Below are 24,957 nucleotides of genomic sequence, written 5' to 3' on the forward strand. Positions count from 1 at the left end.
TTTTTTAATGATACGGCGACCCCCGAGATCTACACTCTTTCCCTACACGACGCTCTTCCGATCTTGGCCTGCGCGGTGACCGAAGCGCTCGTAGAAGAGGCCGCCCGGGCTTGCGGGGTCGACCCGCTCGAAATGCGGCGTCGCAATTTCCTGGGCGCCGAGGATTTTCCTTATGTATCCCCCACCGGCACGCGCTTCGAGCGGCTCGCCTTCCCGCAGTGCCTGGCCGCGCTGGAGCGCGCGGTGGACCTGCCCGCCTTGCGTGCCGGGATTGCGCAGGCGCGTGCCGAAGGGCGCCTGCAGGGGGTGGGCATTGCTGCCTTCGTGGAGCAAACCTCGCGCGGCCCGTGGTTCTACGGGCAGGGCCTGCAAGCCGTGTCCAGCCGGGACGGGTGCACGCTGCGCCTGGAGCCTTCCGGTGTATTCCGCTGCATTTCCAGTGTGACGGAGCAAGGACAAGGCACGGAAATGGGCGTGCGGCAGGTCGTCGCCGAAGCGCTCGGGGTCGAGCTCGACATGGTCGAGGTCATGACGGGCGATACGGCGGCTACGTTTCACGGCGGAGGAACCTGGGGATCGCGCGGCATGGCCATCGGCGGCCAGGCAGCTTGGGAGGCGGCGGGCGCATTGCGAGGCGAGATCCTGCAGCTTGCCGCGATCGCGCTGAAGGCTCCTGCCGACACGCTGTCCATCCGCGGCGATCACATCGTCGACCGGGACAGTGGCGCGCCCCGGCTCGCGCTCCGGGCCTTGGCCGAGGCGGCACATTTCCGGCCTTATGAGTTCGGCGGCATGCAGCCGCAGCTCGTTGCCTGCGCCACGTACGGCCCGCTCAAGCAGCCCTACCGCTGTGGCAGCGGGATCCAGCTGTCGCATGTCGACGTCGATCCGGACACCGGCCAGATCCGCCTCTTGCGCCACGTGGTCGTCCACGAGGCGGGTCGCGTGGTGAATCCGCTGCTCGTGGACGGCCAGATCCGCGGCGGCGTCGCGCAAGGCCTCGGGGCGGCTCTGATGGAAGAGTGCGCATATGACGCGCGAGGCCGGGCGCTGGCCTCGTCCTTGTCCAGCTACACCGTGCCCATGGCGATCGATCTGCCGGACATCGAGCTCGTCCACGCAGAGAGTCCTACGCTGACCGACGACGGCCTGGGCATCGTCGGGGTCGGCGAGGCCGGCACGGTGGGGGCCGGGGCGGCCGTGATGAACGCCTTGAACGACGCGTTGGCCGCCGCCGGGCGCCGGCGTGTCTACTGCCTGCCGTTGACCCCGGAACGGGTACTGCGCGCGTTGGGCGCGTTGGAATAGTCGGGTTTGTACTAGGGGTGGACCGTCGCCGGGCGGGCGGTCCGGGCCTCGCTCCTTGGCGTCGTTTTCCGGGAACTCCGCCGGGCGGATTAAGGGTCTACCCGAGGGTCCGGCGACCGGCGGCGCGAGTTGTGGGAGAAACCCGCCATTTCCCTGATTTTTTCTTTGATTGGCAGGCGCGGCATAGCCGCAAGCGCCCTGGTCCGATGTTACAGTGCGCGATACGCCTCGTTGTCCATTGTCTGCACGTCAGCATGAAGATTTCCGCTCCGTTCGTCGCTGTCCTTGCCCTGGTCGTCGGGGCCGGGATTGGCTATTTGTCCCCGCGCTTTTTGGCCGATGGCGGACCTGCGGGGGCGCCTGGCGCCGCTGCGCCCGCCAAGCCCGACAGCGCCAAAGCGTCGCCGGCCGTGGTCGTGGAGGTCCAGAAGGTGGTCCAGCGGCCCTTCGAGCGGGGCATCACGGCGGTGGGCAGCCTTCGGTCTGACGAATCCGTCACCCTGCGGCCGGAAGTGGCAGGCCGCATCAGCCAGATCCTGTTCAAGGAAGGGCAGCAGGTACGCAAAGGGCAGGTGCTAGTGAAGCTGGACGACTCCGTGCCTCGCGCCGAGTTCGAACAGGCGCGGGCCAATTACACGCTAGCCAAGAGCAATTACGACCGTGCCGTCGAGTTGCAGCAAAAGGGATTCATCAGCAAGCAGGCCAAGGACGAAGCCGACCACGCCATGAAGGTGCAGCAAGCCGCGATGGTGCTGGCGCAAGTCCGCCTGGACAAAAACGAGATCCGCGCGCCGTTCGACGGCGTGGTCGGATTGCGCAACGTTTCTATCGGCGACTACGTCGGCGTCGGGCAGGACCTGGTGGCGGTGGAGGCCATCGATCCGCTCAAGGTCGATTTCCGCATCCCCGAAATCTACCTGCCCCAAATTCGCACCGGGCAGACCCTGGAGATCGCGCTCGACGCCATCCCCGACAAGACGTTTACCGGCACCGTCTATGCCATCAGCCCACAGATCGACCCGGCGGGGCGCTCCATCGTCATGCGGGCCCAGGTCAAGAACCCCGGCGGGCAGCTGCGCCCCGGCATGTTCGCGCGCGTGCGGCTGCTGCTCGACAAGCCGACGTACGCGTTGGCCGTGCCTGAAGCGGCGCTGGTGCCGGTCGGGGACGATTTGTTCGTCTTCAGGGTGAAGGAAGGACGCGCCGAGCGTGTACAGGTGGAAGTGGGGCAGCGGCGCGACGCCTACGCGGAAATCACGTCCGGTCTGGCCGAGGGCGATGTGATCGTCGTGGCCGGCACCCAGAAGTTGCGCGACGGGGCGGCCGTGAAGGTGCTCGGTACCGCGGCATCTGCTCTCTGAGTTCGAGGCGGCAGCATCATGGTCCTGTCCGAAGTCTGCATCAAGCGTCCGGTTTTCGCCTCGGTCCTGTCGCTGCTGATCGTGCTCGTGGGCTTGATCTCGTATTCGCGCCTCGCGGTGCGCGAATATCCGCAGATCGACGAGCCGGTCATCTCCGTCAGCACCGTGTACAAGGGCGCCTCCGCCGAGGTCATCGAGTCCCAGGTCACCAAGCCGCTCGAAGATTCGCTCTCGGGCATCGAGGGCGTGGAGGTCATGACCTCCACCAGCCGTTCGGAACGCAGCAACATCAACGTGCGCTTCCGGCTCACGATATCGCCCGATGCCGCCGCGGCAGACGTGCGGGACAAGGTGGCGCGCGTGCGCGGCAGGCTGCCCGACGAAATCGACGAACCCATCATCGCCAAGGTCGAGGCTGACTCGCAGCCCGTCATCTTCCTTGCCGTGGAATCGGGTTCGCTTTCGCCGATGGAAGCGTCCGACTACATCAACCGCTTCATCAAGCCGCGGCTTTCGGTGCTCCCGGGCGCGGCCGAGGTGCGCGTGTTCGGCGAGCGGCTGCCCGCCATGCGCATCAACGTCGACCGCTCCAAGCTGGCGGCCTACCGGCTCACCGTGCAAGACGTCGAAGATGCGCTGCGCAAGCAGAACGTGGAAATCCCATCCGGACGCATCGAATCACGGTCGCGGGAGTTCTCCGTCGTCGCCGCGACCAACTTGCGCACCAAGGAGCAGTTCGAGGACGTCATCATCGCCAACGTGGGCGGCTACAACGTGCGCATCCGCGATGTCGCCACCGTCGGGCTGGGACCAGTGGACGAGCGTGTCACCTCCCGCTTCAACGGCAAGCCGGCGCTCAACATCGGGATTATCAAGCAGTCCACGGCCAACCCGCTGGATTTGTCCAAGGCGGTGCGGGCCGAGATGGAAGAGCTGAATGCCACGCTGCCGTACGGCATGAAGTTGAACATGGCCTACGATACCTCGGTGTTCATCGAGAAATCCATCGAGTCGGTATTCCGGACGATCGTCGAGGCCATCATCCTGGTCGTGCTGGTCATCTTCCTGTTCCTGCGCAACCTGCGGGCCAGCGTCATTCCCATCGTCACCATCCCGGTGTCGCTGATCGGCGCCTGTACGCTGATGTACGCCTTCGGCTTTTCCGTCAACACGCTGACGCTGCTGGCCATGGTGTTGGCAATCGGCTTGGTGGTGGACGACGCCATCGTGGTGCTGGAGAACATCTACCGCCACATCGAGGAAGGCAAGTCGCGCTTGCAGGCAGCGCTGCTCGGGTCGCGCGAGATCGGTTTCGCCGTGGTGGCGATGACCTTGACCCTGGTCACGGTGTACGCGCCGCTCGCGTTTGCCACGGGACGCACCGGCCGGCTGTTCATCGAGTTTGCGCTCGCCCTGGCAGGCGCCGTGCTGGTGTCCGGCTTCGTCGCCCTGACACTTACCCCGATGATGTGTTCGCTGATGCTGCGCCACCAGAGCTCGCACGGCCGGGTCTACAACTTCATCGAAGCCTGCCTGAACGGCTTGACCCGGGGCTACCAGCGGGCGCTGGGCTTCGCGCTCGCGCACCGGGCTTGGGTGGTGGTGCTGGGGCTGGCGGTGGGCGCGTGCAGCATTCCGTTGTTCAAGACCATCAAGAGCGAACTCGCCCCGGTGGAAGACCGCGGCGTGATCTATGGCCGGGTGGTGGCGCCCCAGGGGGCGACCGTGGGATACACCACGTCCTACCTCGAGCGCATGGAGGAGATTTACAAGGATATCCCCGAGATGGCCGCGTACCAGGCCGTCGCAGGCTTCCCCGTGGTGACCGACGGCAACGCGGTGCTGCGCCTCAAGCCGTGGGAGGAGCGCACGCGGTCGCAGCAGGAGATCGCCCGCTCGCTGCAGCCACGCTTTGCCGCGCTGCCGGGCGTGCAGGCCTTCCCGGTCAATCCGCCTTCGCTCGGCCAATCGCCCCGTTCCACGCCGATCGAGTTCGTGATCATGAGCCAGGTCTCCTATCCGGAACTGGCGGTCATCGCGGAAACGTTCCTCGCCGAACTCGCCAAGTACCCGGGCGTTCAGAACGTGCAGACCGATTTGCGGCTGAATACGCCTGAATTGCGCGTGCAAGTCAACCGCGACAAGCTGGCCGACGTGGGCGTGGATGTGGACCGCGTGGGGCGTACGCTCGAAACCATGCTGGGTGGCCGCCAGGTCACGCGCTTCAAGGACAACGGGGAGCAGTACGACGTGCTGGTGCAGGTCATCCCGCGCGACCGCTCCAACCCGGACGACATTTCGGACATTTACGTCCGTGCCCGCAACGGCGAGATGGTCCAGTTGGCCAACCTGCTGTCGGTGCGCGAAGGGGTGTCGCCGCAGACGCTGAACCACTTCAACCGCATGCGCTCGGTCACCATCACGGGCTCGCTCGCCCCGGGCTATGCGTTGGGCGAGGCGCTGGAAGTGATGGACGAGATTGCCGCGCGCGTGCTGCCGGCTTCCGCGCAGACGGACTTGAACGGCCAGTCCCGCGAGTTCCGCGATTCATCCGGCAGCATTTATATGGTGTTCGCGATGGCGGTTGCCTTCATCTATTTGGTGCTGGCTGCCCAGTTCGAGAGCTGGCGCAATCCGCTGATCATCATGCTGTCGGTACCGCTGTCGATGACGGGCGCCTTGCTGGCGCTGTGGCTGACGGGCGGGACGCTATCGATATATAGCCAGATCGGCCTGGTGACCTTGGTCGGGCTGATTACCAAGCACGGGATCTTGATCGTCGAGTTCGCGAACCAGCTGCGTGACCAGGGCAAGGAGCTGCTGGAAGCAGTGGCCGAGGCGAGCGTGCTGCGCCTGAGGCCGATCCTGATGACGACCGGCGCGATGGTGCTGGGCGCCGTGCCGCTGGCCCTGGCCAAGGGGGCCGGTGCCGAGTCGCGGGTGCAGATCGGATGGGTGATCGTGGGGGGCATGAGCCTGGGCACGATCCTGACGCTGTTCGTGGTGCCTTGCGTCTACGCGCTGATCGCGGGCAAGCGCAAGCGTCCGCTGCCCGTGGGTGAACATCCGGTCGAGGTCGATGCGCATGCCGCGCCCGTTCCTCCTGCGCCGGAAACGGTAGGTTGAGCGAGCGCGGCGCGCCAAATGTCCTACACTTGAGGGCCACCGCCATTTTTTGATGCCCACTCATGCGCTACGTCGTCCTGGATACTGAAACCACCGGCCTCGATCCACTCCAAGGACACCGCATCATCGAAATCGGCTGCGTCGAGATCGTCAACCGCCGGGTCACCCAGCGCCACTTCCATACCTATCTCAATCCGGACCGCGACAGCGACCCCGGTGCGCTGGAAGTCCACGGACTGACCACCGAGTTCCTTTCCGACAAGCCCCGCTTCGAAGATAAAGTCGACGAATTCCTCGACTTCGTCCGCGACGCCCACATCATCATCCACAACGCCGAATTCGACCTGCGCTTCCTGAACGCCGAGCTGGCGCGCCTGCAGCGGGGCGACTTCCGGGACCACTGCCTGGGCATCATCGACTCGCTGCAGCACGCCCGCGAACTGCACCCGGGCAAGCGCAACTCCCTGGATTCCCTGTGTGACCGCTACGGCATCTCCAACGCGCACCGGGTGCTGCACGGGGCCTTGCTCGACTCCGAACTGCTGGCCGAGGTCTGGCTCGCCATGACGCGCGGCCAGGACAGCCTGGTCATCGACCTCGGCGACACCACCGTGCAGGAATCGGCCGAGCTCGGCGCCTTCGACCCGTCCACCCTGCCGGTGATCACGGTGAGCGAGGCCGACTTGGAGGCCCATCGCGCTTACCTGGCCGGCCTGGACAAGGAATCCAAAGGCCAGACGCTCTGGCGCAAATGGGAACCACTTCCCGTCGAGCAGGAAACTGTGGTATAGTTATGGGCTCCCGCCAGTGCGGCGGGCTTCACACCGAAGCGCCTCGGCGAGGTCGCGTCTTCGGGCGGTTAGCTCAGTGGTAGAGCACTGCCTTCACACGGCAGGGGTCACTGGTTCGAACCCAGTACCGCCCACCATCGATTTCCCCCAAGAAAGAAAACAAGTCCGGCCGACTGCGCAGCGTTGGTGGAATTGTGAACGCCCCGGTCGCTGCCCGGGGCGGCAAGACGCCTACGCATCCAAACGGCCAAGGTGAACCGGCGCGCGGAACGCGCCCGCGCCAGGCCGGCTGCCGCGGATCAATCCTTATCCAAGCTTGAACGGATCACGGGGTGCTCCGCTCAACTCCACATACACGGACTTCGTTTCGGTGAATTCGCGTATGGCGTCCATGCCATTCTCGCGGCCCAGGCCGCTTTCGCCAAACCCACCGAAGGGCGCGGCGAACGATATGACGCGATAGGCGTTGATCCAGACTGTGCCCGCGCGCAGCTGGTGGGCCACCCGATGCCCGCGGTGGATGTTCTGGGTCCAGACTGCCGCTGCAAGGCCGAACCGGGTGTCATTGGCGATGCGGACGGCATCGGCTTCGTCCTTGAACCGGATGACGGACAGGATCGGACCGAACACTTCTTCCCTGGCGATGCGCATGCGATTGTCCACATCCGTAAAGATCGTGGGCTGTACGAATAGTCCGCCCAGTTCGGGGTCTACTCCGCCGCCGCATGCGAGCTTGGCGCCGTCCTGCTTGGCTATGGAAATGTACTCGAGCACCTTGTTCAACTGAGGCACGTTGGCGCACGGCCCCATTTCCGTGCTTGGGTCCATCGGGTTGCCCAGGCGTATGGTGCGCGCCTTGGCAACGAGTTTCTCCACGAATGCATCATGGATGTCTTCCTGTACCAGCAGGCGCGAGCCGGCCATGCACGTCTGCCCGGTTGCCGCAAAAATGCCGGCTACCGCGCCGTTTGCGGCGACGTCGAGATCGGCATCATTGAAGACGATATTGGGGGATTTTCCGCCGAGCTCCAGAGAGACGCGAGTCAGGTTCTTGGCAGCTTCCGCTGCGATGCGCTTACCGGTTTCGGTCGCGCCGGTGAAGGCGATCTTGTCCACGCCAGGATGGCTGACCAGTGCGGCGCCAATCGAACCCTGGCCATTGACGACGTTGAATACGCCCGGCGGGAAGCCTGCCTCATGAATCCGCCGCGCCAGTGCAATGGTGGATACCGGGGTGTGCTCGGAGGGCTTGACCACGAATGTGCACCCCGCGGCCAAGCCGGCCGCCAGCTTGAAGATGAGCAGTAGGCCAGGTGAGTTCCACGGGGTGATGGCGCCCACGACGCCTATGGGTTCGTGGCGCGTATAAATCATGAAGTTGGGGCGGTCCGAAGGAATCACGTCGCCCTGCAGCTTGTCGGCCAGTCCGGCGTTGTAATAGAACCATTCCGGCAGGTACTGCCACTGCCCCAGCATCTCTTTGTACAGCTTGCCGTTGTCAGTGGATTCGATACGGGCGAGCTCCTCGGCGTCCCGTTTGATGATATCTCCCAAGCGACGCAGTAACTCGGCTCTTTGGGTGGCCGTCATTTTGGACCACGGGCCATTCTCGAACGCATCGCGGGCCGCCTTGACGGCGCGATCGACGTCCTCCACCGTCCCGTCGTTTACCCGCGCCCATACCTTCTGGGTGTAGGGATTCAGGGAATCCATCGGGTTTTGGAGCGGCTCTTCCCGGCCATTTATCCAATTCCCAAATTCGGGTATAGCCACGTCGCTCAACGTATTCATTTTTCTTCAGTCTCTCCACTCACAGGAAATTGCCGGCTCAAAGAGCGAGCGTCTTGATGGGGTAGTATTGCGAGCCGCATTTCGGCAGGCAAACGAAAATTTCACGGGCAGATATGACGATTTTTCATGCGCGCCCTGCAAGCAATTTCCTTCATACCGGTAGTGGATATATTTCGTTGGCCTAGCCTTGCCAGATTGCCTAGCATGAAAAAAACATAAATGGCAATGCAACGCCACCAAGAGGAAAGCAGAGACAATGGGCTTACACGGCCGTTTCAGACTGTGCCCACCCAACGCGCCAGGCTACGCTGTGGGCATCGGCAGCATTGCCTCAATCCTCGTCAATGCTTTGTCGGCGCTTCGCGCCGACGGCACTCCGCACCCGAGACGCGCCACCCGGCCTTGGCGCCGGCCGCCCGCGCATTTTCCAAGATGCGACGAGGCCGGGTTCTCACAGCCAGGTGGTGTGTTCCCAGCCATGAAGTGATTCCCCGATGACACCGACACGTTGGTGGTAACCGACTACCGCCGGCGAAAGGGAGTACGAACTTCGCAATGAGCAACAGCTCGAAGCGGTGGTGGATCGCGCTCTCAATATGGCCATGAGTGAGCCCCGCGGCCCGGTTTACCTCTCGTTGCCGCGCGAGGTGCTGGCCCAGTCCATCGAGGCAGTGGAGTACGACTCTCCCAGCCGGCACCAGTGCGCTTCGGCGCCTTATCCGGATCCGGCCGGCATACAGCAGGCAGCTCGGATGCTTGCCGCTGCCAAGCGCCCGTTGATCATCACCAGTGCGATAGGGCGTGATGCCGAAGCCGTCGGGCACCTTGCCGCATTGGCCGAACGTTATGCGATCCCGGTAACCCAAAAATGGGCACGCACGATGAATCTGCCGGCCGATCATCCCATGCACTTGGGATATGAGCCGGGTCCGTTCCTCGAGGATGCAGACCTCATCCTGGTGCTGGATTCAGACGTGCCCTGGATCCCGAGTTACCAAGCACCCCGGATCGACTGCCCCGTCATTCACATGGGCGTCGACCCGCTGTTCTCGCGCTACCCGATACGTAGCTACCGCTGTGATCTCGCCGTGACCGGGGTTCTGCGCGGCGCCCTGCCTGCGCTCTCGCACGCGTTGGCTGCGTTCGAAGCAGGCATGGCCGCAGACATTGCCCAACGCCGAGAGCGCATCGGCGTGCTGCGGAAAAAGCAGCGGGACGACTGGGCCGCGCGCATCGAGCGGGCCGGCCGGAGTGATGTCATCGAGCCGATCTGGATCAGCCACTGCCTCGACCAAGTCCGGCCTGACGACGTCATCATCCTGAAGGAGGGGCCGATGGTGATGGAGCCTCTGAGCCTGACGCGGCCGCATACGTTTTTCCACGATCATGCAGCCGGAGGCCTGGGATGGGCATTGGGCGCCGGCTTGGGCGCGAAGCTGGCCCAACCCGACAAGCTGGTCGTGAACGTGATTGGAGACGGCTCCTACATGTTCGGATGCCCGGTTTCCGCACACAGTGTCGGGCGCCAATACGGTATTCCCACGCTCACGCTCATCGTCAACAACGGCATGTGGGGCGCGGTCCGCCAATCCACGGCCAGCGTCTACCCCGACGGCCACGCCTCCCGCGCGAGCATGGAACCCCTGGTGGCACTCGATGGCACTCCCCACCTCGAACGTGTGGTCGAAGCAAGCGAAGGCCATGGCGAGCGAGTGGAATCACCGGGAGACTTACCCGCCGCACTCGACAGGGCGATCCATGCAGTCACCAAAGAGGGGCGGCAGGCCGTACTCAACATCATTACACAGCCCCCACAGTCGACTTTCTCTGGCGGCCAGATCAACAAGCGCTGACCGGCACACACCTATTCCACACCACGTCTAGAACCACTAAAGCAGGAGGAGCACATGGATACGCAGCAACGTAGGCGCCGCCTATTGTTAGGCGGCATGGCAGGGACTCTTGGGGCCGCAGCAGGAGCGACGGCGCGCCCGGCGCTCGCGCAAAGCGGTTATCCCACTCGCGCCATCACCATCGTCAATCCCTTTGCGCCGGGCAGTGTCTCGGATGCCGCCGCACGCATTACGGCGGAGCTGCTTTCCGAGGGGTTGGGCCAGGCCGTCGTCGTGGAGAACCGAGTGGGCGCAGGAGGCCTATTGGCCGGAAGGGCGGTCGCCAGGGCCGAGCCGGATGGCTATACCTTGCTGCTCACGGCCAGTTCCAGCCATTCCGGGACGGCCCTTTACAAGAGCATGCCTTTCGATCCGGTCAACGATTTCACCCATATCGCGCGCATCGGCAGCTTTCCGTCTTTCATCGCAGTCAACCCATCCTTGCCCATCCACTCCATCACCGAACTGGTGGAGTACGCGAAAAAGAATCCTGGCAAACTGAGCTACGGCCATGGAAACAACATGGGTCAGATCGTTGGCGAGTCGCTCAAGCGCCGCACCGGCATCGACATCGTACGAGTCGGGTATCGCAGTAACCCCGCCGCGGTGGTCGACCTGATCGCAGGGCATATTCAAGTCATGATGCCGGACCTGAATACGGGCTTGTCTCATGTGAAGTCCGGCAAGATCAGGCCGCTGGCCGTGTTCACCAAGGCACGGAGTGCAGAGATGCCCTCTGTGCCCACGCTGCATGAAACCGTCATGCCCGGCTTCGAGCTCTTGCCATGGTGCGGTTTGTCTGCTCCTGCCAATTTGCCGCCAAGCATCGTCCAAAGACTCTCTGATGTCTTGGAAGCGAGCATGAAGCGTCCAGCAGTGCGGGAGCGATTCCTGCAAAGCGGCGTCGGGCCTTTCTGGGGGGATCACAACGAGTTCAAGGCGTACGTGGTCCAGCAATTGGAGAACAGGACGGCCCTGATCAAAGAAGCCGACATCGAGCCGAGCTGAGGGGGGAGCCCGCCGGCCGACCCATCCGGCAGGCAGCACGCCCCATTGGGAGGGTGGTCCGTTCGTGGCCCAGGGGGTGACGCGCCTCAGGCGCGGGGCGCCTTTCCCTCCCGCTCCAATAGCGCGCGCTTCCTTTCCACGCCCCAACGGTATCCCGACAACGCTCCATCGCTGCGTACGACACGGTGGCAAGGAATCGCCACCGCGAGGGCGTTCGCGGCGCAGGCGCGCGCGACGGCGCGTACCGCTTTGGGCATGCCGAGGCGGGCCGCGATTTCCGCGTACGTCATGGTGACGCCGGGGGGGATCTGGCGCAGCGCTTGCCAGACACGTTCCTGGAAAGCGGTGCCGCGTACGTCGAGCGGCAGGTCGAGTCCGACGGCCGGCGCCTCGACGAGCCCGACGACGCGGGCGATCACCCGTTCGAAGTCCCGGTCGCCGCCGACCAGCGTGGCGCGCGGGAATTGGTCCTGCAGCTGGCGCACGAGCGCGTCCGGGTCGTCGCCGAGCAGGATGGCGCAAATGCCCCGTTCGCTCTGGGCGACGAGGATGGCGCCCAGCGAGCATTGGCCAACGGCGAAGCGGATGCGCATGTTCGCACCACCCTGGCGATAGTCTTTGGGACGCATGCCCAGCAGGCGGTCGGCGGCTTCGTAGAACCGGCTATTGGAATTGAAGCCGGCCTCGTAGATGGCGTCGGTGACCCGTCCGCCCGCGTGCAGCGCGCGGCGCAGCTTGTCGGCGCGGCGAGCCGCTGCGTAGGCCTTGGGAGTGAGGCCGGTGACGGCTTTGAACACGCGGTGGAAGTGATGGACGCTCATGCCGGCTTGCCTGGCAAGTTCGCTCGATGCCGGAATGGCGTCCGAGGCATCGATGAGGCGGCACGCCTCGGCCACCTGTGCGGCGCGCCGGGCTGCGATCGCGCTGCGGTCGGATGCGTGCCGGCGGCTGGGGCGGTAGCCCGCCGCTTCGGCCTCTTCAGGTGTATCGAAGAATTCGACGTTCCTGGGGTGCGGCAGGCGGGTGGGGCTGCCCGGGCGGCAATAGACCCCGGTGGTCTTGACGGCGTAGACGAACCGGCCGTCCACGGCGGGATCGCGCGCCAGCACGGCGGCCCAGCGGGGGTCGGCATCGGCCGGGAGCGGCGTCGTGGGCGAGGGGGCGGACGTCATGGCGGTTTCCATTCTTCTGGTCATGGAGGAACTGTAGCGCCCCAGTCGGCGGCGTTCACCCCGGCGCTTGCCCTCAAATTCGCGGCGCAGGTCAGGCGCGGCGTTGAGCGCGGGTGGTCGCCAGCCAGGCCAGCCCCCAGCCGATGGCGATGCCGATTCCGTCCGCCACGACGTCCGCCCCCCCGGCCGAGCGCGTGGGCGTGAGCGACTGCAGGAGCTCGATCAAGACGCCAAAGCCCAGCAAACCCAGCGCCTTGGGCCAGAAGCGTCCCGCAGGATATGCGAGGCGCGCGAGCACCGTAAGCGTGGTGAATCCCAATAGATGATTGGTCTTGTCCCAGCCCGTCGTGGGCATGGGCGTGGTGGAAGGCAGTAGCGAGAGCACGAGTATGCCCAGCACCGTGGCCCAAAACAGCGGCTTCCAGCCGACGAAGGCGGTTAGACGAGAAATCATCGGGGTCAGGATGGGGAAGGGGCGGCGCGCATGCCGCGAGGTTTTCTTTATTATCGCCGCAGGCCCGGCGGTTTGCTCTAGCCTGTAGGGCGTAGGCCGCCCCGGGCCAGCCCCGGCAGGCCCCTTTTCAATGTTGGCGGCCGGGGTATTGGCTGATGCGGCAGGCGTGCGGGCTACTATTGGATTAATACCGTGTTGCCGTATTTGTCAGTTTCAGGAGCTGAACATGCCTTCAACCCCGATGCGCTTGCCGGTCTATATGGACTATAGCGCGACGACGCCCGTCGACCCACGCGTGGTCGATGCCATGGTCCCCTACCTGTACGAAAAATTCGGTAATCCCGCTTCTCGCAGCCATGCCTACGGGTGGGAGGCGGAGGAGGCGGTGGAAACTGCACGCGCCCACGTGGCGGCCCTGATCAACGCCGATCCGCGGGAAATCGTCTGGACGTCCGGCGCCACGGAGGGCAACAACCTCGCCATCAAGGGCGCCGCGCAGTTCTATGCCGAGCGCGGCAAGCACATCATCACCGTCAAGACCGAGCACAAGGCCGTGCTCGACACTTTCCGCGAGCTCGAGCGCCAGGGGTTCGAAGCGACCTATCTCGACGTGGACAGCGACGGCATGCTGCCCATCGAGCGCCTGGAGGCCGCCATGCGCCCAGACACGATCCTGGTGTCCGTCATGTTGGTCAACAATGAGATCGGCGTCATCCAGGACGTGGAGGCCATCGCCAAGCTGTGTCGCGAGCGCGGCGTCATCTACCATTGCGATGCGGTCCAGGCGGCGGGCAAGATCCCCATCGATGTGCAGTCCTTCCCGGTCGACCTGCTGACCGTCACCGCACACAAGCTCTACGGCCCCAAGGGCATCGGCGCGCTGTACGTGCGCCGCAAGCCGCGCGTTCGCCTCAACGCCCAGATGCACGGCGGCGGCCATGAGCGGGGCATGCGCTCCGGCACGTTGGCCACGCACCAGATCGTGGGCATGGGCGAGGCCTTCCGGCTCGCCAAGCTCGAGATGCCGCTGGAGTCTGCGCGCGTGGGCAAGCTCCGCGACAAGCTGCTGGCTGGCCTCATGGAAATTCCCGAGGTCTATGTCAACGGCAGCCTCGAGCACCGGGTGCCGCACAACTTGAACATGAGCTTCAACTTCGTTGAAGGCGAGTCGCTCATCATGGCGATCAAGGATGTGGCGGTATCGTCGGGGTCTGCCTGCACCTCCGCGTCGCTCGAACCTTCTTTCGTGCTGCGCGCCCTGGGCCGCAGCGACGAGCTGGCCCACAGTTCCATCCGCTTCACGCTCGGGCGCTTCACCACCGAGCAGGAAGTGGATTTCGTGGTCGACCTGGTCAAGGCCAAGGTCGCCAAGCTGCGCGAGCTCAGCCCCCTCTGGGAAATGTACCAGGAGGGCATAGACCTGAATTCCATTCAGTGGGCTGCCCATTGAACCGCTAACGCCCACGGGCCGGGTGTCTTCCCGCAAAGGACCGCCGCGCGCGGTCCTTTGCGTTTCGTCTGCCGAAACGGTTTAAGATTCCTCCTCCTTCGCCGCCCGCATGAGGCTATGCTGCGGCGTTCATTGTCCTGGTTTGTATCGGCTTCAGCAGTCATGTCTCAACATTCCGCATCAGGCGCCGGCGCGTTGGCCGGCATTCGCGTTCTCGACCTTACCTCGGCAGTGGTCGGCCCGTATGCGTCCAAGATCATGGCCGACAACGGGGCGGACGTGATCAAGGTCGAATCCAGCGATGGCGACGTCATCCGCTGGATCGCCGGACCGTCGCCCACGCCCGGCATGTCGGGCAAGTTCCTCCACCTGAACCGGGGCAAGCGCAGCATCGTGTTGGACCTCAAGAAAGCGGAAGGGCGCGAGGCCGTCATGCGCCTCGTCGCCCAGTCCGACGTGCTCTTGATCAACATGCGTCCCAAGGCGGTGGAGCGCTTGGGCCTGGCTTATGAGAACGTCTCGCGCGTCAATCCGCGCCTGGTGTACTGCGCCATGGTGGGGTTCGGGCCCGGCCCCTATCGGGATACCCCGGCCTACGACTCCATCATCCAAGGGGGAGCCGGCGTGGCTGCGCTCTCAGAAATGGCCACTGGCGAACCCCGGTACGTGCCCTATGTCGTGGCCGATCGCACGGTGGGGCTGATGGCCCTCAATGCCGTCCTCATGGCGCTATTGCAGCGGGAGCGGACGGGGGCCGGCCAGCAGATCGAAGTGCCGATGTTCGAGAACATGGCGGCCCTGGTGCTGAGCGAGCACCTTTACGGCTCCACTTTCGATCCGCCCTTGTCGCCCCCGGGCGACCTGCGCCTGATCGATCCCGAGGCCAAGCCCGTCAAGACGCTGGACGGATATATCTGCCTGACCACCAACACTGACGCCCAGGCTTTCGCCTTGATGCGCGTCATGGGACGTCCCGAGATGCAGACGGACCCGCGCTTTTCCACCAAGCAGGCGCGGGCAGCGCACAGCCGGGAATATTTCAGCATCCGCGCGCAGGAAATGGCCAAGCGCACGACGGCGGAATGGCTGGCCTTGCTCAAGGAGGCCGACATCCCCGCCATGCCCTACAACACGCTGGACAGCCTGGTGGTCGATCCGCACATCCAGGCCGCCGGGGTATTGCGCGCGGCCGAGCACCCGACGGAAGGGCGCATGTGGGACCTGTCCGACCCGACCTACATGAGTGCGCGCGGGGAGGTCGAGCTGCGGCCCGCCCCCACGCTGGGCCAGCACGGGGCCGAGATCCTGGCCGAAGCGGGCTATACGCCCGAGGAAATCGAGTCGCTCTCCGCATCGGGCGTGCTGGGAACGCCGCGCTGATTGTCCCGGAGCTGCCGATAGGCCTGGAGGATGGCGTCCGCGGTCTCCCAGAGCACTGGCACATGCCGCTTCTGGAAAGACGCCGTCATGGTGCTGCCGAAAGTGGTCATGCTGAGCACGGCGAGCAGCTCATCGCCTGCGCGCAGCGGGACCGCGCAAGTCGCGCTGTCCCCGGGCGTGGCCGGCTGCCGCACCGCGTAGCCGCGCTGGCGCGTTGCCTCCAGTATCGATTCCAGGCGGGGCGGCACGCCGTCCGGCAGCAGGAAGCGGCGCTCTGGCTCTGAACAGAACGAGAGGTAGGCGATCCCGACGCAGGATTCGGTCACCGGGTGCCTGCGCCCGTACGTGGTGGGCAGGTAGGCGAGGGGGCTGTATGGCATGGTGCTGTAACGCACCGCCATGCGGTCGCCGTCGAGCGTGGAGAGGCCCAGCGGCCATTTGATGCGACGGGTGGCGTCGATCATGCAGGGTATGGCGGCGTCGACGATCAGCAGGCGCTCCGAACACCCGTCGCTCAGTTCGCGTACCTTCGCCGTCAGCTGATAACTGCCCCGCCCGTCCACTTCGCGCACGTAGCCGTCGGCACGCAGGGTTTCGAGGATGCGGTACACCGTCGGCTTGGGCAGGCCCGTGTCGCGGTGCAGTTCGGCCAGCGTCGAATGCATGCGTCCGTTGAGGGCGCGCAGCACCAGTAGCGCGCGAGAAACCGAACGTATCATCGAGACGGCCTATGCATGAGCGTGGCGCCCGGCCGGCTGCGCCTCACGCGCCAGCGGCCGGCGATCCCTCGGCGGGCACGCGTGCGAAGATCAGGTCCCAGACACCGTGCCCCAGCCTCAGGCCCCGCGTTTCGAACTTGGTTTGCGGCCGCCAGGCCGGGCGCTCGGCATAGCCTTGGCAGGTGTTGGCCAGTTGCGGCTCGCCGCCCAGGACCTCGAGCATTTGCTCCGCATAGGGCTGCCAATCGGTGGCGCAATGCAAGTACCCGCCCGGCGCGATGCGGCTCGCGAGCAGCTGCACGAAGGGCGGCTGGATCAGGCGGCGCTTGTGGTGACGCTTCTTGGGCCAGGGGTCGGGGAAGTAGATGTGCACCCCCGCCAGGGAGTCGGGCGGGATCATGTCGCGCACGACTTCCACGGCGTCGTGCTGGATGATCCGGACGTTGCGCAGGCCGGAGTTTTCGATGCGCCGGAGCATGGCGCCGACGCCCGCATTGAAGACTTCCACGCCCAGGAAATTGCGCTCGGGTTGGGCGAGCGCGATCTTCTCGGTCGTTTCGCCCATGCCGAAGCCGATCTCCAGGATCGTCGGCGCTTCCCGGCCGAACACCTGGGCGAAGGAGAGGCGCCGGGCGGCATAAGGAAGGCACCAGGCGCCGGCCAGCGTCTCCAGCGCTTCCTTCTGGCTGAGGGTGATGTGGCCGCGGCGGTTGACGAAGCTGCGGATGTGCGTGCCGGGGCGCGCTGGCTTTGCCGATTCCGCAACCGGCGGCGCGAGCTCGGCCGGCGGGTCGGGCAAAGCGGGAGATGGGGTAGTCATGTTCATCGTGGTCTTAGCCTCCGCCGACCGCGACGACGATCTCGATGCGATCGCCGTCGGCCAGCAGGACATGCTCATGCGCGCTGCGCGGAACGATTTCTCCGTTGCGCTCCACGGCCACGCGCTTGCCTGCGTACCCGAGCGCCTGGATCAGATCGGCCACCGAGGAGGGGGCCTCGATCGTGCGCGATTCCCCATTCAATACGATATTCATACCCAGGATTTTAGTCGGTCTGCAGGAGGGCGGGGTGGCACCGTGCGCGGGCCGCCCTCGTGGCTGCGCCCGGTGAGGGGGGCTAGGGTTCACCCTAGGTCCCAGCACGCGGGGTGTAACCTATTATTGCTCCATACCATATTTAAACCATGGTTTTATATATGATACAAACTTGGGTCGCGCCGGTTACCTGACGCCTGTCGGCTTCCAGCGACCAGACCGGTTCCATGTCTTGGCGACCCGCCCACCGGAGCTTCTCTGATGAAACGTCGTGAATTCCTCGGCGGCCTTGCCGCTTCCGCCGCCCTATTGCCGTTCCCCGGCGTGGTTTCCGTCGTGCATGCCCAGGAAAAGGGCAAGCTCACCTTCTTGACCCCCTCGGCGTTCTCGCTGGCATTCTCGCCCATTCTGTATGCGTCCGCTGCGGGGCTTTTCAAGAAAGAAGGCATCGATGTGCAGGTGGAGGCCGGCCGCGGTGCCGCGCAGGTCGTGCAATTGACGGCGGCCAAGCAGGTGCAGACCGGCCGCACCGGCGGCGCCAATTACATGATGGCACGCGTCAACAACAATGCGCCGGTGATCGCCATTGCGACCATTGCCCAGCGGTCTCCGTTCGCAGTCATTTCGTCCAAGGATGCGCCCATCCGGAATCCGCAGGACCTGGCGGGCAAGACCATAGGCGTGCAGTCCGCGGGCGGTTCGATGGAGGCCACGCTGGACTTGCTGCTGATGCGATCCAAGATTGATCCGAAGTCCGTGCGGCGCGAGCGCGTAGCGGATTCGGCAGCCTCGTTCGGCATGATCCAGGCCAAGCGCGTGGACGGTTTCCTTGGCAACATGAGCGCCGCCATCCGCCTGACGTCCCAGAACTACCCCGTGGCGACGATGCCCATGGATGACGGGGTGCCCGGGCAGGTGTACGTGGCGGAGGAGTCGGTGCTCGCCGCCAATAAAGACCAGTTCGTCGCCTTCCTGCGCGCGGCGTATCGCTCCGTCCAGGAGCTGATGGCCATGGACGACGAAGGCTTGAAGAAGGCCGTGGCGCTGATGCGTGGCAAGTTCGACATTCCCGGCGCGGACAACGAGTCGATCGCCGTTGCGGACATGCGCGCCAACCGCGACCTGTGGACGACCTCCGACCCCAAGAAGCTCTTGCGCTGCAATGAGGCGCAGTGGAAGGAAGGGGAGGAGCTCCTGCGCGGGGCGGGCATGCTCAAGCAGCCCACCACCAAGCCGCTCTATACCAACGAGATCTGGGAGGCTGCCAATGGCTGAGACGCCCGTGCGTGCGGTGCCGCCCGCCGGTAACGTCCACGTGCTGAACGCCGGCCGCGAGCCGGTGGTGCGGCTCGAGGGCATCTCGAAGCGCTTCGAGACCAAATCGGGGGCCGTCCAGGCGCTGGAGGGCATACGCTCGTCCATCGGGGCAGGCGAATTCGTCGCCGTGGTCGGGCCATCCGGCTGCGGCAAGTCTACGCTGCTGCGCATTCTATGTGGCCTGGAGCAGCCCACCCAAGGCAAGGTGGATTGGGGCAAGGAGGGTCATGCGCCGCGCCTGGGCGTGGCCTTCCAGGAGCATCGCTTATTGCCTTGGCTCAGCATCGAGCAGAACGTCATGCTGCCCCGCCTCATGCAGGGCAGCGCTTCCGCCGCCGATCGCGAGCGCGCGCACGGGCTGTGCAGGCTGGTCGGCCTGAGCGGGTTCGAGAAGCGCCGCCCGGCGGAGCTGTCGGGCGGGATGAAGCAACGCGCCTCGGTTGCGCGCGCCCTTTTCACCGACCCCGAGTTGCTGTTGCTGGACGAGCCCTTCGGCGCGCTGGATGCGCTCACGCGGGAGCAAATCACGGCCGATACCGAACGCATCTGGATGGAACGGCAATTCGCGGCGCTGCTGATCACCCATTCCATCAGCGAAGCCGTCCACCTGGCCGATCGCGTGATCGTGATGTCCGCGCGGCCCGGCCGCATCGTGGCGGAGTTCAAGATCGATCTGCCGCGCCCCCGCACCGAGGTCTTGGGGTCGCCAGAATTCGGCAAGCTCTGCAGCGATATCCGCAAGAAACTGGAACTTTGAATTCCCGCGGCTGGGGAAGACTGAAATGACTCGAATCGTTTTGCAGGTGTTCGCCGTCGTGGCGTTCTTCCTGATCTGGAAAGGGTACGTCCATTTCTTCGACGTATCGCCTCTGGTGCTTCCAGCTCCCGAGCTGGTGGTCGTCGCCTTGTTCCGCCTCCTGGGCCAGCCCGACACCTATTACCATCTCGGCGTCACGCTTGCCGAGTGCCTCGGCGGCTTTTTGTTCGCTGTCGTGTTCGGCACCGTCATCGGCCAGCTCCTGGGCCGTGTCGCCCTGCTCGACACCATTTTCAAGCCGTTCGTGATCGCCTTGCAGGTCACGCCCAAGGTGGCGCTGATACCCCTGTTCATCCTTTGGTTCGGCTTCGGGCTGGAGTCGAAGATCATCGTGTCCGCGGTGCTTGCCTTCTTTCCCGTGTTCGCCAACAGTTACCTGGGCGCGAAGTCCGTGGACCGCGGCCTCTCGGAGGTGTTCACCGTGGGCCAAGCCAAACAGTCGCGGCGCTTCCGCCTGTTGGTCATCCCGAGTTCCTTGCCCTACATCCTGACGGGCATGGAAATGGCCATCGTGCTGGCCATCATCGGCGCCGTGGTGGGCGAGTTCGTCGCGGGCACGCGCGGCCTCGGCTATCTTGCCACCATCAAGCTGCAGGAGCTGGAGGTCGACACCCTGTTCGCAGTGGTGCTGCTGCTGGCGGCGATCGGCTTTTCTCTTTACTTCATCGTCGGCTCGCTGCGCCGGATCATGATTCCCTGGCACGAATCCGCGAGCAAGGTCGCGATCTGAGGGCGGGGCGCCCGTCGGCCAGGGCGGGCGCTCCTTCGGCGCGCCATGCGCGCCGGCGCGTTACTCGCGTTCCAGGATCGCCAGGCCCCCGAAGCGATCGATGAGGAATATCAGTCCGCGCTCATCGACATAGACGTCGTTGCTCGACGCCCGCTCGTGGCCGGGCGCCGGGTCCGGGATGTAATGCGCCACCTCGCGCAGCGAGCGCGGGTTGGAAATGTCGATGAAACGCACGCCTTGCGCGAACCACGCCACGGGAACTTCCAAGCCAGGGATGAACTCGACGGGCTGGTGACAGCCTGATTTCCCGGGGTTGTCCTGTCCGTCCAGCCCTTCGACCTGGAAACTCGCCACGGGAACGGGCCGCGTTTCGTCCGAGATGTTCACCATCCAGAGCGCCGCGGGCATGGTCTGGCTGGGTACGTCCGTGGTAAGAGGATTGACGTCTTCGTCTGCCACGATGGCCCACCGGTGCCCATGAATGCGTTGCTGTACGGGCACCATGGAGTGCGTAGGCCAATGGAAGGGCGGGCTCCAATCGATCTGGGACACCAGGCGAGGCTTGGCGATGTCCGAAATATCCAGGATGACCGCGCCTCCGTGCCAGTAGCTCACGTACAGCCGGTCTCCGTCGCGAATCGCGTGGTGGCAGCGGTGCTGGTATCCCTTCCAGGTGCGCGTTTCCCCTCCCGCCGCCCATTGCCCGGGCATCCACCACCTCGACACCTCCACCGGGTTGGCCGGGTCCGCCAGGTCGAGGATCATGACGATGTTGCCCAGATAACCTTCGACCTCGGGAGAGATATAGGCGTAGCGGCCGTCGAAGGTGAACCGGTGTATGCCGCTTCCGTCGCAATGCCACATCGCAAGCTGCCGGGGCTGGGACCGGTCGCGGACGTCGAATATGGCAAGGCCTCCCCGCTCTTTTGCCAGCGTCGCGTCGGTGATTTCCCGGTTCACCAGCATCAGGTCGCCATGTACCTGTACCTTGTGCGAATGCAGCCCTTCCGCGACCGGCACCGTGGCGACCTGCCTGGGGCGGGTCGGCTCCCGTACGTCCACGATGGTGGTGCCCGTCGGCCCGGTGATGTGGCCGATGTAGGCGAACCCGTCCTTGACCACCACCTGTCCGCCGCCGGGACATGGAAAGACGGCGAGTTCGCGCACTCCTTTCGCACTAAGCATGATGCTTTCCTGAAGAAGTCTGCCGACGAGCGGCTTCAGTTGACATATTTGCCGGTCTTGGCCGCGATGCGCTTCCAGTTCTCGACTTCGCTCGCGATACGCTGCATCACTTCGTCGGGCGAGGCTTGTCCGAAGGTGACGTCGATGCCTTGCGTCGCCAATTTGGCGCGCACGTCGGGCGTGGCCAGGGCCTTGGCGAACTCCTCGCGCAACCGCTGGGCAACGTCAGGCGCCGCACCCTTGGGCAGGAAAAGCCCGTACCAGATGTTGGCGTTGAAACCCGGCACGCCGGACTCCGCGACGGTGGGGACCTCGGGTAGCTCGGCCACGCGGCGCGCGCCGCCGACGGCCATGGCCTTGATTTTCTTGTCCCTGATCAAGGGCAAGAAAACCGTGAGCGGGCCAGAGGTCAGGTCCAGCCGGCCGGAAGACAGGTCGGTCATCGCATTGCCGGCGCTCTTGTAGCGTACCGACAAGAACTCGAGTCCCGCCGCGTCGGCCAGTAAATCGAACACGAGTCCGGAAGTGCCCCCGGCGGAAAATTTCCCCGGGCTCTTCTTGATCTCCGCCATGAGCTCGGGGAAGGTGTTCCACGGAAGGTCGGGACGGGCGACCAGCAGCACCGGCGATTCGCCCACGGCGCCGATGGGCGTGAAGTCTGTCAGGATGTCGTACCCAGGCTGCCGGAAGAATCCCGCGTTAGACGTATGGATGCCGCTCAGCAAGCCGATGGTGTAGCCATCGGTCGGGGCCTTGGCCAAGAGCGCCGCGCCTATGTTCCCCGACGCGCCGGGGCGGCCTTCCACCACGATCGGTTGTCCAAGCTGCTTGGACATCTGTTCCGCCATGATGCGTCCGACGGCCTCGTGCCCTCCGCCCGGTACGGGCATGATCATCTGAATGGGACGGGTCGGGTAGTTCTGTGCCTGGGCGGCGGGTGCCGCTGCCAAGGATGCGGCGGTCAGCAGCATCGCTGCCCACGGGCGGGCGGCGGTACTCCGGGCGTGTGCCATCGAGTGTCTCCTTTGGGGTGCGACCGCCCCGGGTGCGCGAATCGGCCCCAGGGTTCTCGTTTCACTTGGTCGTGCGCGTTGGGCGCGGGCCTATTGGACACCGGGTACTAAGGGAAATAAAGACAGAAAAACTTTTGGACTGATAGCGAAAAGTGATTAGTTTGGCCGGATGCCCGGCTTCGCTCGCCCATGGCGGAAAGCCGTTTCCGGGGCCGACCCGGAGACGACGAGGTGGCGCGGCGTGCGCCGGCAGGCGGGACGCCGGGGCGGTCCCGGAGGGGTCGATGCGCCCTCGGCGCCCCGGCTTCGGGCGCGCCGTTTGCCGGCCTGGGAAATCGGGCTTAGAATTGCGTTCCTGCCGCCATGCGGCAGCGCTTCCGTCCCGGTCCTGCCGGGGCGTCCTGCGCGGGTGTAGTTCAATGGTAGAACGGCAGCTTCCCAAGCTGCATACGAGGGTTCGATTCCCTTCACCCGCTCCAGCTTTTCCTTTTTTTCCCGCCCCCTCGACGCCTTTCTTCCCCCGCCTTCCGCCGGGTTGCGTGCGGTGCAGCGCTTGGATGCGCGGACGTGGGACGCTTGCCCCGAACTTGGGACGGCAGGCCTGTACTTTCTGCCCCCGTTGGAGCCCGTCACTGCGTACATTCAGGGCGTCTGGATTTCGGCCAGGCGTTTCTTGATCGAGGGATCAAATGGGCGTTTTTCATCAGCGCGCGAATTTGCGCAATTTCTCGGCACGCATGCCGCGCTTCGGGTGCGGCCTGGCGCTGGCGTTGTTCTTGTCCGGTTGCGGAGGAGACGGCGATCCGGTCTCCGAGGCCGAGCCACCGCCGTTGGGCGGCGCGCCTTCCGGCATTGCTTGCAAGGACTACGACGGCAAGCAGATGATCGTCAAGGCCAAGACCATCACTATCCATAACAACACCAAGGGCACGATTTATCCCGTCCTGGCGACGAGCAAGAATGCGGTCAACGAGTGGATACAAGGGTGCTTCCGGACCACGGAGCCACATCCGGCCACGCACGTCTACAAGTTGTATGTCAACGAGGGCAAGGGCATGGCGCCCAACTCGTTCGTGACGATCACGCTTCCCTTGTACAGCGAGCCGGCCAAGGGCACCTATATCACCTGGTGGAACGGCGGGCGCGTGGTGCTGGCGGACAAGAACGACCGGCTGCGCGACGGGAGCGACAAGAAGCTGGCCACGCCCAAGGACGTGACGTGCAAGGCCCAAGGGACGAGCTGTGCGCTCACGACCTATTCCAGCGAGGTCCAGTTCCCGGAGAACGTCTACGCCCAGCTGTCCGAATACACCTTCGGCGACTCCATCATTCCCGAGGGCCAGACCCTGCGCCTGCTGAAGCCGGAGAACGTCGGCTACAACATCTCATATGTGGACCACGTCTACATGCCCGTGGCCATTGGTCCCAAGAACAACCCGTACATCGGCTATAGCGGTTCGACCCAGGATTTGCCCGCCTTCCGGCAGCACCTTGCCTCGTTCCTGGATAGCGACACGGGCAAGGGTTGGCCCGTCTACAACCTGAGGGAACTGAAGCTGCCCGGCGGTTACAACATCTTCGCGCAGCGCTCAGGCACGCTGCCGCCCACCGACGACGTGCCAGTCAAGCCCAAGGACGGTTTTCCGCCGCCGACACGAGCATCCCGGGATGGGACCACGCCAAGATCCAGTCCATGTACATCCACGAGCTGCAATACAACCACCTGCATGAAACAGACTTGAACCTGCGGTTCAACCCGTACGTCGAACTGATCCACGACGACCTGAACATGAATGCCTATGCGTTCTCGGTGGATGACGCGGTGGGCTTCATGAGCGAGTTGGGCGACGGCTTGGTCTTCACGGTGGGCGGCCCCAAGGGCCTGGAGAACGAACAGCAGTTCAGCTATGCCGATGGGTTTTCGCTCGCAATCGGGGTACCCAAGTCCATGGAAGGCCACGCCAATAAACCACTGATCAAGAAATATGGGGTGTGCGCGTTGAACCACGATCCGGCGGACCGGGACTGCAAGATGGACAAGCAGGACGTGGTGATGCCGACCAATAGCCAGATTGCCGGATTCCGGGTCGGCACGGTGTCGTCGTACCCGATCAAGGTTCGGTTTACCGACCTCGACGACAACGTATACACCATCCTGGTCAAGGCCAAGTTCGCGGCCTGCACGGATGACATGGACGTTTCCAAATGTCCGGCCAATCGCCCGGAGATCGTGGACAAGGCCGAATGCAGCGTGGTCACCAGCAAAGGGCAGAAGCATGCCAAGTCGAATGACTGGTGCCTGAACGCCAATCCGAACCAGCAACGGGAAAAGCAGCTGACGAAAAACTACTTGAGTTTCCCGCAGCCGGTGGGATACATGGACTGAAGGCGCTGCGGGGCCCTGGTCGA

At 64.6% G+C, this 24,957-nt stretch carries 19 protein-coding genes, 2 tRNA genes and 1 pseudogene; 14 read left to right on the forward strand and 8 right to left on the reverse strand.

What is annotated here, in order from left to right; translation table 11 throughout:
- The first annotated feature begins 1,562 nt into the window (after nucleotides 1-1,562).
- The 4 genes from Q0319_RS15310 to Q0319_RS15325 all read left to right on the forward strand — a co-directional run bounded on the left by Q0319_RS15310 (nucleotide 1,563) and on the right by Q0319_RS15325 (nucleotide 6,723).
- Nucleotides 1,563-2,669: an efflux RND transporter periplasmic adaptor subunit gene (locus Q0319_RS15310; protein ID WP_299454052.1), complete on the forward strand. Its 1,107-nt coding sequence runs from the start codon at nucleotides 1,563-1,565 to the stop codon at nucleotides 2,667-2,669.
- A gap of 18 nt (nucleotides 2,670-2,687) precedes the next feature.
- Entirely contained in the window at nucleotides 2,688-5,795 is a 3,108-nt protein-coding gene (locus Q0319_RS15315; RefSeq protein WP_299454055.1) for an efflux RND transporter permease subunit, read from the forward strand.
- Nucleotides 5,796-5,857: 62 nt separating this feature from the next.
- Nucleotides 5,858-6,586, forward strand: coding sequence for a DNA polymerase III subunit epsilon (gene dnaQ / locus Q0319_RS15320; RefSeq protein ID WP_296470036.1), 729 nt, complete (start codon nucleotides 5,858-5,860; stop codon nucleotides 6,584-6,586).
- A 62-nt stretch (nucleotides 6,587-6,648) separates the two neighbouring features.
- A tRNA-Val gene (locus Q0319_RS15325) sits at nucleotides 6,649-6,723 on the forward strand.
- Between the two features lie 169 nt (nucleotides 6,724-6,892).
- Here the strand turns inward: Q0319_RS15325 and Q0319_RS15330 are convergent.
- On the reverse strand, nucleotides 6,893-8,299 hold the full coding sequence (locus Q0319_RS15330) for an aldehyde dehydrogenase (RefSeq protein ID WP_296470039.1): 1,407 nt from the start codon (nucleotides 8,297-8,299) through the stop codon (nucleotides 6,893-6,895).
- 629 nt (nucleotides 8,300-8,928) lie between these two features.
- Here Q0319_RS15330 and Q0319_RS15335 point away from each other — a divergent pair.
- Both Q0319_RS15335 and Q0319_RS15340 read left to right on the forward strand, forming a co-directional pair.
- Nucleotides 8,929-10,230, forward strand: a pseudogene (locus Q0319_RS15335) (thiamine pyrophosphate-requiring protein); the annotation flags it as partial.
- A gap of 96 nt (nucleotides 10,231-10,326) precedes the next feature.
- Nucleotides 10,327-11,277: a tripartite tricarboxylate transporter substrate binding protein gene (locus Q0319_RS15340; RefSeq protein WP_299454060.1), complete on the forward strand. Its 951-nt coding sequence runs from the start codon at nucleotides 10,327-10,329 to the stop codon at nucleotides 11,275-11,277.
- An 86-nt stretch (nucleotides 11,278-11,363) separates the two neighbouring features.
- Here the strand turns inward: Q0319_RS15340 and ada are convergent, their stop codons facing one another.
- Both ada and Q0319_RS15350 read right to left on the reverse strand, forming a co-directional pair.
- Entirely contained in the window at nucleotides 11,364-12,449 is a 1,086-nt protein-coding gene (ada, locus tag Q0319_RS15345; protein ID WP_296470042.1) for a bifunctional DNA-binding transcriptional regulator/O6-methylguanine-DNA methyltransferase Ada, read from the reverse strand.
- Between the two features lie 91 nt (nucleotides 12,450-12,540).
- Nucleotides 12,541-12,903 (reverse strand): VanZ family protein, encoded by a 363-nt coding sequence (locus Q0319_RS15350; RefSeq protein WP_296470169.1) that lies wholly within the window; start codon nucleotides 12,901-12,903, stop codon nucleotides 12,541-12,543.
- Between the two features lie 226 nt (nucleotides 12,904-13,129).
- Here Q0319_RS15350 and Q0319_RS15355 point away from each other — a divergent pair, with 226 nt between their 5' ends.
- Together Q0319_RS15355 and Q0319_RS15360 are read left to right on the forward strand one after the other, a co-directional pair.
- Complete coding sequence (locus Q0319_RS15355; protein ID WP_296470166.1) at nucleotides 13,130-14,353, forward strand: IscS subfamily cysteine desulfurase; 1,224 nt, start codon at nucleotides 13,130-13,132, stop codon at nucleotides 14,351-14,353.
- A gap of 162 nt (nucleotides 14,354-14,515) precedes the next feature.
- Complete coding sequence (locus Q0319_RS15360; protein WP_299454064.1) at nucleotides 14,516-15,733, forward strand: CoA transferase; 1,218 nt, start codon at nucleotides 14,516-14,518, stop codon at nucleotides 15,731-15,733.
- Here Q0319_RS15360 and Q0319_RS15365 read toward each other — a convergent pair.
- The 3 genes from Q0319_RS15365 to thiS are packed head-to-tail and all read right to left on the reverse strand — an operon-like array spanning nucleotide 15,673 to nucleotide 17,486.
- Nucleotides 15,673-16,452, reverse strand: a complete 780-nt coding sequence (locus Q0319_RS15365) for a helix-turn-helix domain-containing protein (protein WP_296470160.1) — start codon at nucleotides 16,450-16,452, stop codon at nucleotides 15,673-15,675. The two genes, Q0319_RS15360 and Q0319_RS15365, sit on opposite strands and share 61 nt — an antisense overlap.
- 43 nt (nucleotides 16,453-16,495) lie before the next feature.
- On the reverse strand, nucleotides 16,496-17,272 hold the full coding sequence (gene trmB, locus Q0319_RS15370) for a tRNA (guanosine(46)-N7)-methyltransferase TrmB (protein WP_296470157.1): 777 nt from the start codon (nucleotides 17,270-17,272) through the stop codon (nucleotides 16,496-16,498).
- Between the two features lie 13 nt (nucleotides 17,273-17,285).
- A complete protein-coding gene (thiS, locus tag Q0319_RS15375) occupies nucleotides 17,286-17,486 on the reverse strand; it encodes a sulfur carrier protein ThiS (protein WP_296470154.1) in 201 nt (66 codons plus the stop codon).
- Between the two features lie 261 nt (nucleotides 17,487-17,747).
- Between thiS and Q0319_RS15380 the strand changes: the two genes are divergently transcribed.
- Genes Q0319_RS15380 through Q0319_RS15390 form a run of 3 tightly spaced genes read left to right on the forward strand, consistent with a single transcriptional unit; the run spans nucleotide 17,748 to nucleotide 20,350 of the window.
- Nucleotides 17,748-18,761, forward strand: a complete 1,014-nt coding sequence (locus tag Q0319_RS15380; RefSeq protein WP_299454070.1) for an ABC transporter substrate-binding protein — start codon at nucleotides 17,748-17,750, stop codon at nucleotides 18,759-18,761.
- Complete coding sequence (locus Q0319_RS15385; protein WP_296470898.1) at nucleotides 18,754-19,560, forward strand: ABC transporter ATP-binding protein; 807 nt, start codon at nucleotides 18,754-18,756, stop codon at nucleotides 19,558-19,560. Before Q0319_RS15380 ends, Q0319_RS15385 begins: the two co-directional genes overlap by 8 nt.
- A 25-nt stretch (nucleotides 19,561-19,585) precedes the next feature.
- Nucleotides 19,586-20,350: an ABC transporter permease gene (locus tag Q0319_RS15390; protein ID WP_296470901.1), complete on the forward strand. Its 765-nt coding sequence runs from the start codon at nucleotides 19,586-19,588 to the stop codon at nucleotides 20,348-20,350.
- A 60-nt stretch (nucleotides 20,351-20,410) separates the two neighbouring features.
- Here the strand turns inward: Q0319_RS15390 and Q0319_RS15395 are convergent, their stop codons facing one another.
- Both Q0319_RS15395 and Q0319_RS15400 read right to left on the reverse strand, forming a co-directional pair.
- Nucleotides 20,411-21,535: a hypothetical protein gene (locus Q0319_RS15395; protein WP_299454075.1), complete on the reverse strand. Its 1,125-nt coding sequence runs from the start codon at nucleotides 21,533-21,535 to the stop codon at nucleotides 20,411-20,413.
- A gap of 35 nt (nucleotides 21,536-21,570) precedes the next feature.
- A complete protein-coding gene (locus Q0319_RS15400) occupies nucleotides 21,571-22,548 on the reverse strand; it encodes a tripartite tricarboxylate transporter substrate binding protein (RefSeq protein WP_296470277.1) in 978 nt (325 codons plus the stop codon).
- Nucleotides 22,549-22,953: 405 nt separating this feature from the next.
- Between Q0319_RS15400 and Q0319_RS15405 the strand changes: the two genes are divergently transcribed.
- From Q0319_RS15405 to Q0319_RS15415, 3 genes are all read left to right on the forward strand, one after another.
- Nucleotides 22,954-23,027, forward strand: a tRNA-Gly gene (locus Q0319_RS15405).
- 210 nt (nucleotides 23,028-23,237) lie between these two features.
- Nucleotides 23,238-24,290 carry a hypothetical protein gene (locus Q0319_RS15410; RefSeq protein WP_296465281.1) on the forward strand — a complete coding sequence of 351 codons (1,053 nt, stop codon included), beginning with the start codon at nucleotides 23,238-23,240 and terminating at the stop codon, nucleotides 24,288-24,290.
- Nucleotides 24,242-24,934 (forward strand): hypothetical protein, encoded by a 693-nt coding sequence (locus Q0319_RS15415; RefSeq protein ID WP_299454080.1) that lies wholly within the window; start codon nucleotides 24,242-24,244, stop codon nucleotides 24,932-24,934. Before Q0319_RS15410 ends, Q0319_RS15415 begins: the two co-directional genes overlap by 49 nt.
- Nucleotides 24,935-24,957: the final 23 nt, after the last annotated feature.

This window comes from uncultured Pigmentiphaga sp. (genome assembly GCF_937950555.1).
Taxonomy (GTDB): domain Bacteria; phylum Pseudomonadota; class Gammaproteobacteria; order Burkholderiales; family Burkholderiaceae_B; genus Pigmentiphaga.